7 protein-coding genes are annotated in these 12,844 nt (G+C 37.7%); 6 read left to right on the top strand and 1 reads right to left on the bottom strand.

What is annotated here, in order from left to right; all coding sequences use genetic code 11:
* The first annotated feature begins 14 nt into the window (after window positions 1–14).
* From K6I41_RS06650 to K6I41_RS06670, 5 genes are all read left to right on the top strand, one after another.
* Complete coding sequence (locus tag K6I41_RS06650) at window positions 15–4,520, top strand: translocation/assembly module TamB domain-containing protein (protein ID WP_250375452.1); 4,506 nt, start codon at window positions 15–17, stop codon at window positions 4,518–4,520.
* A gap of 320 nt (window positions 4,521–4,840) precedes the next feature.
* Complete coding sequence (locus tag K6I41_RS06655; protein WP_250375453.1) at window positions 4,841–6,076, top strand: lactonase family protein; 1,236 nt, start codon at window positions 4,841–4,843, stop codon at window positions 6,074–6,076.
* A 127-nt stretch (window positions 6,077–6,203) separates the two neighbouring features.
* Window positions 6,204–6,566: a hypothetical protein gene (locus K6I41_RS06660; RefSeq protein WP_004791531.1), complete on the top strand. Its 363-nt coding sequence runs from the start codon at window positions 6,204–6,206 to the stop codon at window positions 6,564–6,566.
* A gap of 251 nt (window positions 6,567–6,817) precedes the next feature.
* Complete coding sequence (locus K6I41_RS06665) at window positions 6,818–9,457, top strand: bifunctional aconitate hydratase 2/2-methylisocitrate dehydratase (protein WP_005306651.1); 2,640 nt, start codon at window positions 6,818–6,820, stop codon at window positions 9,455–9,457.
* Between the two features lie 114 nt (window positions 9,458–9,571).
* Complete coding sequence (locus K6I41_RS06670; protein ID WP_151988553.1) at window positions 9,572–10,153, top strand: hypothetical protein; 582 nt, start codon at window positions 9,572–9,574, stop codon at window positions 10,151–10,153.
* 125 nt (window positions 10,154–10,278) lie between these two features.
* Here the strand turns inward: K6I41_RS06670 and K6I41_RS06675 are convergent, their stop codons facing one another.
* Entirely contained in the window at window positions 10,279–11,736 is a 1,458-nt protein-coding gene (locus K6I41_RS06675; protein WP_250375454.1) for a DASS family sodium-coupled anion symporter, read from the bottom strand.
* 661 nt (window positions 11,737–12,397) lie between these two features.
* Between K6I41_RS06675 and K6I41_RS06680 the strand changes: the two genes are divergently transcribed.
* Window positions 12,398–12,832 (top strand): hypothetical protein, encoded by a 435-nt coding sequence (locus K6I41_RS06680; RefSeq protein WP_250375455.1) that lies wholly within the window; start codon window positions 12,398–12,400, stop codon window positions 12,830–12,832.
* Window positions 12,833–12,844: the final 12 nt, after the last annotated feature.

Genomic DNA, 12,844 nt, shown 5'->3' on the forward strand with positions numbered 1-12,844 from the left:
ATTAGGTTTATTTTATGGCGGATGTAGAACAGCAGCCAACTTCGGCACCTCGCTCACCTAAGAAGCGGCGCATTTTGCGTAGTTTCCTGCTGACGATATTGATCATATTTTTATTATTAGCGTCTTCGTTAGTCATCATGATGTCAACAGATCGTGGAAGTCGTTTTTTATTAGATCGGGTTTTAGAAGCTCAGAAAATAATTAAATATGAATACGAAGGCGGAAACTTACTGCGCGGAATTATTCTTAAGAATGTTTTGGTGCAATTAACGGAAGTTGATGTTTCATTAGACAGAGCTGACGTAGGCTTAGGTTGGCGCTCTTTATTATTAGAAAAAGAAGTACATTTAAGCCATGCAGATGTGCGTAATTTACGTATTATTAATAAAACACCGCCGTCTGGTAAGGCATTCGAATTTAAGCCAATTAAATTACCATTTGTTCTACGCGTCGATGAAGCTGATGTTGATCATTTAGAAATTAAGCTAGCAACCTCAGATGTAAATTTCCATGATGTTCACTTGCAAGATGCACTTTGGTCAGAGACTAAACTGGAATTTGAAAAATCCAGTATGGATATGGGGTATCTTTCAGTCCACAATGCCACAGGAAAAATGGATTTCAGTGGTAAATATCCATTAGATGCTACAGCAGATTTAAGAATCCCATCTTTAAAAAGTTTAAATATTCAAAATATTAAAGTCGTTGCACGCGGAAGTTTAGATACTTTAAAAGCTGGGGTTGCAACAACAACTCCTGATTTGTTAACGGGTTGGGTGGTATTGCATCCTGTTCGTGATGAAGTTCCAATGCAAGGTGAGTTACTACTAAAAAATTATCACTTACCTTTATTAGTTGAACAAAAATTATTTGCAAAAAATGGTGTAATTAAGTTTCAAGGTGATATTAAACAACTTAATTTGGCCGTTGATACAGATTTAAAAGGTGAGAATTTACCTGAAGGTCAATACAACGCTTTAATGAATACTGATTTGGTTCATCAGTTAAATATCACTGATTTTAATGGCCAAGTCATGAAAGGCGCTGTTAACCTGAAAGGTTTAGTCAGCTGGAAAGATCATGTTACTTGGGATATCAAAGGCCGTTTAGACCATATTAATCCGAAGGACAAAGCCATTCCTCAGGTTGTACAAGACTTTTTACCGCCAAGTTTAGATGCTGCTGTTGCCTCAACCGGTTCTTTGGAAAAAGGTACAGAAGTATTTGCTAATGTTGATTTCGACCGTTATGAGTCTTGGAAGCTTAAGTTTAATCAGGCTCCTGAAAAAAATAATAAACCTCAACCAATGCTCATGAATGTAGCTTGGACGAAAATAGATCGTGCAATGCCTTATATTGGGTGGTTAAGTAGTGACAGTGGTCAGGTCGATTTAACGTTACGTGATGGTCAGCAAGATATTAAAGTTGCAACAAAAGTATATCAGCATGAAAAAACTTTATTGCCAGCAGGACAATATCTAGCGAATTTGAATGTTAAAGATAATATTTTAAATGTTCCTAATTTTAGTTTTGCTGCTGAAAAAGGTAGCTTAACTGGTCAGGCTAAAGTATTTCTTCCGACTGAAAAACGTCAGTTGGTTTGGAATGCATTATTAAATGCAAAAGATTTTAATCCACAGAGTATATATGCGGCAGCACCTGTCAATCTTTTAAATGGTTCGATTAAAGCAAATGGTTTTGCTAAACCAAATCAGCAAATCATTCAATTTGAGAAAATTGATTTAACTGGTCGACTGGCTCAAGCCGGTCAAGAGACTGTTAGTTTGGGTGGGAAAAGTACCGCAGCACTATTATTCCATGATGTAAAAGCTGGTGGTGGCTTTAAAGGTTTTGCAGTTAATTATGATGGATCTTTAAAAGCTCTAAAACAGGCAAATGGTTTATTAAAGTTTTCTATAGCGGGCACACCAGATTTTATTCGAATTAACCAGTTACAACATGATGGTGTCGCTGGGAAAATCTATGCAACAGGTTCTGTAAATTTGAAAGATCGCATTGCATGGGATATTAATAGTTCGTTGGTGCGCTTTAAACCTCAATATTTTACCTCAGCTGTAAAAGGTGAAATTTCAGGTAATCTGAAAACTCAAGGGGTTTGGTCAGATCATTTAAAACGAATTAATATTCAACAACTGAATCTTGCTGGCTTTATAAATAATAAACCTGTTCGAGGTAAGGGTAATCTATCTTTATTGATGGACTCTAACCAAAACGGTTTTTTACCTCAGCAATTTGAAGCAAATAATTTATTTTTAGTCTATGGGCAGAATCAGCTACAAGCGACAGGTAATGCTCAAAATCTAAAAATCAAGCTCAATGCACCAGCACTTTACGAGTTATACCCAGGATTACGCGGTCGAGCTTATGGTGATCTGAATGTACAATCGCAGCCACGTTTAAAAGCAACAGCAAATATTGCCGTAGATGATTTTGCTTTTAATACTTTAGTGAGCGTGAAGAGATTGAGTATTCAGGGTGAACTTCCAACATCGGAAACAACGCCAACTCAATTAACCGCAAAATTAGATAATTTACGTAGTGGAAATAGACAAATTCAGTCCGCTGAAGTGAATTTGACAGGAACGAGAAAAGCGCATTTATTGAAAGTACTTGGCAATAATAGTATTTCTAAGTTCTATGTTCAGTTAGCAGGTGGGTTTAACCAAAACAATGATTGGTTAGGTCAAATTCAGAAAGGAAGTTTTGATTCAAGACGTATTCGTCTGGCACAAAATCAAAATGCTCCAGTGATTTATTCTTCTGCAAGATCTGAGCTATATGTAGGTCAACATTGTTGGCAAAGTGCGAATAGCCAGCTCTGCTTTGATCAGCCAGTACGAGTAAGTAAGGCTCGCGGTAATATTTCGTTTGTAACTCAAAACATGGATTTAAGTGACTTCGCGGCATTTATGCCAGAAGGTTTGGCGATGACTGGGCAACTAAATGGTTATGCCAAGGCAGCGTGGGTAAATGGTGGACATCCAAAACTTGATGCACGTTTAATTACGCGTAAAGGTGAAATTGGTTTAGCTGCTGAAGATCCACAAGACCCTGCAACGACTCTGGCTTATGATGAGCTGGGTGTGATTGCAAAAAGTGTATCTGAAGGACTGTTATTCCGTGTTGATGTGAAAACACCTGATATTGGTACGGGTTATGCGAACGTCATTATCAATCCATTCCAGCCATCAATGCCAATGCATGGTGAAATCGCATTTAATGATGTGCAATTAAAAGTCTTAAAACCATTTATTCAAGATGTCCGCAAACTGAGTGGAACCTTAGCCTTAGCTGGTAAAGTCAACGGTACTTTAACTCAGCCACAATTTACTGGTGAAATGCGTTTGAAAAATGGCGCAATCAGTATGATTTCGCTTCCAGTTAATTTAACGAATGTTCAGGTTTACTCATCAATTCGTCAGGACATGGCAACAATTGATGGTGCGTTTAACAGCGGTCAAGGTGTAGGGCTTTTAAAAGGTAGTTTTGAATGGAAAGATTCGCCACGTCTTCAATTAAACCTCAAAGGTGATAATTTACTTGTACGTCAGGCTCCATTAATTACTGCAATTGCTAATCCAAACCTTACACTTGATATGTATCCTTTCGATAAGCGTTTAAGCTTAAAAGGATCGGTAGATGTTCCTCGTGCACGTATTTCAATGCCAGAAACAACTGCTCCAGTCATTAACACCTCATCAGATGTCCGCATAGTTCGACAAGGCCAAGATCCGCTTGCAATTCTACGAGCTGCTAAACCTTGGGATATTCGAGCTGATATTGCTGTTAATATTGGAAACCAAGTCATATTCCAAGGCTTCAACAGTAATATTCCTTTAGTTGGTCGTTTAAACTTAAGTCAACGTGGCTACGAGACTGCAATGCGAGCTAACGGAGCAATTGGTGTCAGTCAAAAAGTGAAAATCGAAGCCTATGGACAAAGTCTAGATTTGAATCGAGCAATTGCGCGTTTTAATGGTCCATTGGCAAATCCTACTTTAGATATCGATGCAAACAAAAATGTTCAGGGCAGTATGGTTGGGGTACGTGTTACAGGTACTGCAACATCGCCAAACATTCAGGTTTACAATGATGCCGGACTATCTGAGCAAGAAGCATTGAATGCGCTCGTTACGGGTCGTATTAATGAAGGTTCAAGTGGTTTAAGTAATGCGGAAGGATTTAAGTCCGATGTAAATAACACCATTGCTGCCGCAGGGATTAGTATGGGCTTGGGTGGTACACGTGCTTTAACGAATCAGATTGGACGTACTTTCGGTTTGAGTGGCTTAGCTCTAGATGCACAAGGTACGGGTGAAGATACGCAGGTGAGCTTAACGGGCTATATCACACCTGATCTATTTATTCGTTATGGTGTTGGCGTATTCACTCCAGTGAACAAACTAACTTTACGTTATCAAATGAATCGACGTTTATACTTAGAAGCAAGTCAGTCTTTAGAAAGAGCAATCGATTTATTCTATAACTGGCGCTTCTAGTAGGCGGAAATTAAACATTAGGAAAGTACTTTAGTACCTATAATGATTTGATTAGTCTCAAGTAATAACGAAATAAAAGCTCACTTCTTAGTGGGCTTTTATTTTAAGTATTTCTATATGAATTAAAAAATTGAATATTTATCGATATAGAGTCTTAATTCTCTTAAAAAGAACTAAAGCTTGAACAGGCTTTTAATTAAAGAAAACTCACTTGAAAATTACTATTTTATAAATTAGTTTTCAGAATCATTAAATGAAACTAAATTGATAATACCTTGTTGATAAGTGCAAATAAGGTGGTTTTTTCCAAGGATATAGCAGTGAAAATAGATACTTCTGTTGAAATTAAATATGACAAGGAAAACGATACAAATATTAAATATCGTGGGCTAATTCAAAAGTTAACCGCAACATTGTCGATGACGCTTTTGTCATTTGGATGGGGCTCTACCGTAAATGCTGCACAACAACAAATTGCTTTAGTAGGAACATGGACATCGATCCCTAACGCGCCACTTGCGCAAAAACCAAAACAAGCCAGTGAAGGTTTGTACCAGCTTAAAGTGAATAGCGATGGAACCTTAACTCCTGTTAATGTCTTGAAAATGAAAAGTCCTTCTTGGATTGTGAAATCGAAAGATGGCCGCTTTGCTTATACCACTAATGAAGAAAATGAAGGGGCGGTGACTGCATTATCAATTCAAAATGGAAAGGTGGAAGTATTAAACACAGTGGATAGCCATGGTGGTCATCCAACACATGCATCAATCAGTTTAGATGGCAAATTCCTATTTGTGTCGAACTATTCGGCATTTGATAAAGGTCGTGGTGGGGTAGCTGTTTTTCCAATTTTGCCAAACGGTCATTTAGGTGAAAAAGTACAAAATATTGTTTTTAGCGAAGGTTCTGGTCACGTCAAAGGTCGGCAGGACAGTGGTCATGCGCATTCGACTACATTTAGCCCAGATGGTAAGTATCTATACGCAAGCGATCTTGGAAATGATAAAGTCTATACTTTTCACTATAACCCGAATAAACCACAACCACTCGAAGCAGACAATAGCCGAGATGTGACTTTTAGGCATGGTTCCGGCCCGCGTCATATGGTCTTTTCACCAAATGGCAAACATGCATACGTTACCGCAGAAATGCGAAGCGAAATTGTGACATTTAATGTGCAAGATGGTCATTTGAAAAAAGTGGCTGAGTTAAAACTAATTCACGAAGACAAAACACCTGAATTTAAGAGCGCGAGTGGAATTATCCTCAGTCCAAATGGCAAATATGTGATTGCTGCCAATCGTGGTGCAGACAACAAACTTTTGGTATTTAAAATTCAGCAGAATGGATTGCTAGCTAAACCAGTAGTTTATAATGCTAATGGGATTGAACCACGTGCTTTCTCATTCGATGCATCTGGTAAATATCTGTATGTAACCAATGTTTATAGTAATAACATTAGCTTGTTCCGTTTTGATGCCAACAAAGGCACCTTAAAACCCGCTGGTGATGCAGCAAAAATATCAACACCGACTGATATCAAATTTTTTAATTAACTCAAACTAGCATTTCTAATGCTTGATATAAAAAAAACCGAGGGCAAATCATCTCGGTTTTTTTGACTGTTTTTGCAAAAATGATGATTTTCCGTATGATATGGGCAGCAATAATTAGTGTAGTGAAATGATGAAAAAGATTTTATTGATTGCAGTGAGTTTATTTTTTGTTGGTTGTTCAGAAAAGAAGCCATTAACACCTGAAGAGCAATGGCATGGCTTTTGTACTAGCGTAGGAAATGCGGCTAGAAGCATTGTTTTTGATCGCCAGCAAGCAATTGAAAAAACTCAGGCCGTTGAGCATGCAAATAAAATTGAAGATGACATTACCAAAAAGTTCATTCTTAATATTATTGATAAAGTCTATGCGATTCCAAAAGAAGAACTAACTCAAGATTCTCAAGCACTCCAAGAAAAAGTTAGAAAGCAAGCGATGGATGAATGTTTGATAACGCCTCATGACAAAATGCCAAAATATAAATCGTTCTAATTGTGTAAGGTTATTGAATTTCCTCTCTTGAGGGGTGTTTTTGCTCAAAAATAATCCGAATTTGGCTAATTTGTTCGTTATTTATACACAGGTATTTAGATACAAAATAATGGGCATCACGGAGAAACACCCCGTTTTCATTAACTTTTACCTTGAACTCTAGTAAACTTTTGTAGTCCATATTACTTGTGAAGCTTTTTTACAAAGCTGGAATTTGCAAGTAATTTTTCAAAAAAAGAGGAATGAACACCGTGCTAGAAGCTTACCGCCAACACGTTGAAGAACGTGCCGCACTCGGAGTCCCACCGAAGCCACTTGATGATGCTCAAACAGCTCAGCTTGTTGAACTATTAAAAAATCCACCAGCAGGCGAAGAAGCGTTCTTGGTTGATTTGCTTGAAAACCGTGTTCCTGCAGGTGTTGACCAAGCAGCTTACGTAAAGGCAGCGTTCTTGGCAGCGATTGCAAAAGGCGAAGCAACTTCACCACTCGTTTCTAAAGAACGTGCAGTTTACTTACTTGGCACAATGCTTGGTGGTTATAACGTAGCACCACTTGTTGAGCTTCTTGACGATGCTGAACTTGCAAACCTAGCTGCTGAAGCATTAAAGAAAACACTTCTTGTATTTGATGCATTCCATGACGTAGCAGATAAAGCAAAAGCTGGTAACGCTGCGGCTAAAGCTGTTTTACAATCTTGGGCAGAAGCAGAATGGTTCACTAGCCGTCCTGATGTTCCAGAAGAAATCAAAATCACTGTGTTCAAAGTAACTGGTGAAACAAATACTGATGACTTGTCTCCAGCTCAAGATGCTTGGAGCCGTCCAGATATCCCATTACATGCAAATGCAATGTTGAAAAACGAGCGTGATGGTATCAACCCTGAAAAACCAGGTGAAGTTGGTCCATTAAGCCAAATCAAAGAACTCATCGCGAAAGGCAACCAAGTTGCTTATGTTGGTGACGTTGTTGGTACAGGTTCTTCTCGTAAATCTGCAACTAACTCTGTACTTTGGTTCTTCGGTGACGAACTTCCACACATTCCAAACAAAAAAGACGGTGGTGTGTGCTTAGGTTCTAAAATCGCTCCAATTTTCTTTAATACAATGGAAGACGCAGGTGCATTACCTGTAGAAATCGACGTTGCTAACATGAACATGGGCGACGAAGTTGTATTGAAAATTGACCACGCTGCTGCAAAAGTTACTGCTTTTAAAGATGGCGTACAAATTTCAGAAGCAGAACTTAAAACTCCAGTACTTTTAGACGAAGTACGTGCTGGTGGTCGTATTAACTTGATCATTGGTCGTGGTTTAACTGCTAAAGCACGTGAAGAATTAGGTCTTGCACCTTCTACATTGTTCCGTACACCTGTACAACCTGCTGACACTGGCAAAGGCTTCACGCAAGCTCAGAAAATGGTTGGTCGTGCATGTGGTTTAGCTGAAGGTCAAGGTATCCGTCCGGGTACTTACTGTGAACCTAAGATGACTACAGTTGGTTCTCAAGATACAACTGGTCCTATGACTCGTGACGAGTTAAAAGACTTAGCTTGCTTGGGCTTCTCTGCTGACTTGGTAATGCAGTCTTTCTGTCACACTGCTGCGTATCCAAAACCAGTTGACGTAACAACTCACCATACATTACCTGACTTCATCATGAACCGTGGTGGTGTATCGTTACGTCCAGGTGACGGTATTATCCACTCTTGGTTAAACCGTATGTTACTTCCAGATACAGTAGGTACTGGTGGTGACTCACATACTCGTTTCCCAATCGGTATTTCTTTCCCAGCGGGTTCTGGTCTTGTTGCGTTCGCAGCTGCAACTGGTGTTATGCCACTTGATATGCCAGAGTCTGTACTTGTTAAGTTCAAAGGTAAAATGCAACCTGGTATCACTTTACGTGACCTTGTACATGCAATTCCTTACTACGCAATTCAAGCGGGTGACTTAACTGTAGAGAAGAAAGGTAAGAAAAACATCTTCTCTGGTCGTATCCTTGAGATCGATTTGTCAGAAATGGAAAATGACTTGACTGTTGAGCAAGCATTCGAACTTTCTGATGCTTCTGCTGAACGTTCTGCAGCTGGCTGTTCAATCACACTTTCTGAAGAGAAAGTTGCTGAATACTTGCGTTCTAACATCACCATGTTGAAGTGGATGATCGCAGAAGGTTATGGCGATGCTCGTACTATGGCGCGCCGTGCTGAAAACATGCAGAAGTGGTTAGACAACCCAAGCTTGTTAAAAGCTGATGCTGATGCAGAATACTTAAAAGTTTACGAAATCGATCTTGCTGACATCAAAGAACCAATTCTTTGCTGCCCGAACGATCCAGACGACGCGAAGCTTCTTTCTGACGTTCAAGGCGACAAAATTGATGAAGTATTCATCGGTTCTTGTATGACGAACATCGGTCACTTCCGTGCAGCTGGTCAGTTACTTGATAAAGTACCTGGTGGTTCATTGTCTACTCGTTTATGGTTGGCTCCACCAACTCGTATGGACGAGCACCAATTAATGGAAGAAGGCTTGTATAACATCTATGGTCGTGCTGGTGCGCGTACAGAGATGCCAGGCTGTTCATTATGTATGGGTAACCAAGCACGTGTAGCACCGAACACAACATGTGTATCGACTTCTACTCGTAACTTCCCGAACCGTTTAGGTCAAGGTGCAAACGTTTACTTAGCTTCTGCTGAGCTTGCATCTGTAGCTGCGGTTCTTGGTAAGTTACCAAGCCCAGAAGAATATCAACAGTACGCGTCGCAAATCGACAGCGCTTCTGCTGACATCTACAAATACTTAAACTTCGACAAGATGAGCGAATATACTAAAGAAGCTGATCAAGTTGATACTAAGAAAATCCAAGCTGCTCAATTGACTTAATGAGCTAGGATCAAGAAAAGCCGAAAGGCTTTTCCCTAGTGCAAGAGCAAATCTATGATTTGCTTGAGCAAAAAGCTAGAATAAGGGCTGATTAATCAGCCCTTATTTTTTATAATGAAAAGCATTTTAAATATAGAAAAAAATATTTTTGAATTAGAAAATATTTTGAATAAAAAACAAAAAATTGAAGAGTTGGAAAGCTCAATTCAGCAATTATTCTCCATAATATTAAAAGATTACCCTTATCTAAAATTACCGACGTTTTCAATAATTCCAACAAGGGCTCTAGAGTTTATTGTTTGGTATCAAGACCCAAATGCCATTACTGAAACCTTATTAATTAAGCAAAATAGTTTTACTGCCTATTTATGGAGATGTGATGATGGAAAATGGTATTTAGATGATTTATATTCTGAACCGCGCGAAATCGCCTCTAAATTAATCAAAAATATACCTGTCTTTTATTCAATTCCTGAGAATCCTAAAGAGGTGAAGCATTTACTTGAAATTGGAATAATGCATTTTAACGAGATTTTATTTCCCATTTTTTCAAACAGAACATTAGAGGACAGTAGAGAAGTATTGACATGGGATGATCACTTTTTATTAGTGGGTACCCAATTGACCAATCTTAAACTTTATAGTCATGAAGAGTGGAATGCCTTGATCGATAGAGAGAATTCTTATTTAAATTAAAATTAGGCAAAAGATTTTTAAGATTAAGAGATATCTATACTGATGGTAATATTATTTATACATTGGCATTTAAATTTAGAGAAACATTCCTATTAACATAACAATGTTCCTCCATATTTATAAAATCACCAATAACCCAACACTTTCCACCAAAGTCCGCCAATCACCACAAAGATGATGATATTAACCACGCTCATGACAAAGCCAGCTTTCCACCATTCACCAAGTGTGGTGTAACCCGAACCGAACACCACAGGCGATGTACCCGTTGCATAATGGGTTAAGGTCATCATGATGCTAGAAGCTGCTGCCATCATTAAAGCAAACAACATTGGCGGTGCACCAAGTGCAAGTCCTGCCGTATAAAAGGCTGCAAACATAGCGGTAATATGCGCCGTGGTGCTAGCAAACATATAATGTGCATACAGATAAGCAAGCATTAATAATAGACAAGCAGGCATCCAGCTTAGACCTAAATGACCAATACTGGTTTCTAAAACACTCGAGAACCACGTGATTAAGCCAAGCTTATTTAAATAAGTCGCCATCATGACTAATGCTGCGAACCAAGTAATCGTATCCCACGCATTCTTTTGCGTCAGAATATCATCCCAAGTTAAAACACCTGTAAGTAGCAATAATCCTAAACCAATAAAGGCAGTCGTCGTTGGGTCAACAGCCCAAGCAGAGCCCAAAATCATGGCGGGAATCCCTGCCCATAGCATCAATAAAATACCGAATACACCAAGCATGATGATTTCATTTTTACTGACTGGGCCCATTTCTTTTAATTTACTTTTAGCAAACTGAGCTGCATTAGGCGTTTCTTTGACTTCGGGTGGATACATCAAATACATAATCAAAGGCATAATAATTAATGCAATCAAACCCGGCAGCAACATTGCCAGTGCCCAAGTACTCCAACTTAAAGAAATTTCACTATTGGTCGCCTTTGCCACTAAATCAACGACTAATGGATTAGGGGCAGTTGCCGTAATAAACATTGCAGAGGTAATCGGGTTGGCTTGGTAGTTAACCAATGACAGATATTTTCCCATCCGACCTTCGGTACCTTTAGCAGGATCAGAATCATAACTAGTAGAAATTGCTAGTACAATCGGATGAATTATTCCGCCACCACGAGCCGTATTACTTGGCGTTACAGGGGCGAGAATGAGTTCTGAAAGTACCATGCTATAGCCAATCCCAATGGTTTTCTTGCCCCAAACTGCGATGAATAAATACCCTAACCGTGCACCCAATCCGGTTTTTTGCAAACCTTTAGAGATCATAATGGAAATACCAATCAACCAGATTAATGGGTTAGCAAAGCTACTAAGGGCATCTTGAATTGCACCGCTTGGGCTCGTGTTAGTCACACCAGTAATAGCGACTAAAGTTATTGCAATAATGGCAATGGCACCAATTGGCATCGCTTTACCGATGATTGCGGCAATTACACCGACAAACATCGCTAACAAATGCCAAGCATCAGGATCAACACCATTTGGTACAGGAATAACGAACCAGATTAACAATGTAATAAATAAAGAAATAAGTGTAGGGAGGGCTTTAAATCCCATGTAATTTCCCCTTGTTTTCATATGATTAAAAATTAAAGTTCTTTATGAGTAAATCGCTAAAGACATAAGTATTAAAGTTCTATTATCGATTAAATGATTCAAGAATTCAAAAAATCACAAGCAATAAGTACTAGCTTTCATTTCTATGAAAAACGTCATTCTTTTAAGTTAAATATTTCTTAATTTAAACATAAATTATTAAGTTTTACTGAACTTTTAACTCTGAAATGGATGTCAGAATGATAAATTCTCTGTATAGATATCAGTCTAATAAATAGTACTTAGTATGGTTAATTTTAAAAAAAGCTATAAAGATATCTAATTAAATTAATATATTCTAATACTAATTTTTAGAAAATATTAAAGATCAAAAAATAAATTATATATCTAGATTAAGGTATAACAGGTGTAAAAAATTATTAAATAAAATAACTTAGATATAATATTGGATAAAAATTGATCTTTTTGAGTTATTGATTTTATTAAAAGCGTGAAATGAGTCAAGAGTTTATTTAAAAACGTTAAATATATCATTTTAAAATTTGATATATATAAAATTGAATATAGTAGTAGTAATTAACTGGTTTTTTGTTTTAAAATAATTAAACGAACTTAAAAATAATTAAAAAAAATATGGGTATTTTATATAGGGAATTTGAGAATGCTAAAGACAATAGTTGAATTTAAATTTGATGATTATCAACTATATGAACAAAAAATGCACTCCACCGAAGGAGGGATTTTAGTTCAAAAAACTGAAGACATTGCGCAATATATTTTTAGTATATTGAGAAATAGGTATCATTTAAATGTAGAACTATATAGTGAAAATTGGGGATGGCAAATTGAAATTCCATTGCCTGAAATAACGATGTATCTTGGAATAAGTGTCTATGAAGAATATAGAAACGGATTCGCAATTTTTATTTCACCGAATACACCTATTTTAAGAAAATTTTTATTTCGAAAAATTGATATTACCCATCATATTATGGTGCTACAAAATTATATAAATATTATCTTAAAATCACATCCAGGAATCTATGATGTGATGTGGTGGAAAGAAAATGAATTCCGATGTGTAGTGGCGAGCTGAAGTAGAAAAATA

The sequence above is a fragment of the Acinetobacter sp. AS23 genome, assembly GCF_023612055.1.
GTDB lineage: Bacteria > Pseudomonadota > Gammaproteobacteria > Pseudomonadales > Moraxellaceae > Acinetobacter > Acinetobacter oleivorans.

What these genes read in the sequence shown, in the direction of transcription:
- K6I41_RS06680 (WP_250375455.1), top strand. Translation starts at nt 12,398, where the DNA reads ATGCTAAAGACAATAGTTGAATTTAAATTTGATGATTATCAACTATAT.
- K6I41_RS06670 (WP_151988553.1), top strand. Translation starts at nt 9,572, where the DNA reads ATGAAAAGCATTTTAAATATAGAAAAAAATATTTTTGAATTAGAAAAT.
- K6I41_RS06650 (WP_250375452.1), top strand. Translation starts at nt 15, where the DNA reads ATGGCGGATGTAGAACAGCAGCCAACTTCGGCACCTCGCTCACCTAAG.
- K6I41_RS06660 (WP_004791531.1), top strand. Translation starts at nt 6,204, where the DNA reads ATGATGAAAAAGATTTTATTGATTGCAGTGAGTTTATTTTTTGTTGGT.
- K6I41_RS06675 (WP_250375454.1), bottom strand. Translation starts at nt 11,736, where the DNA reads ATGGGATTTAAAGCCCTCCCTACACTTATTTCTTTATTTATTACATTG.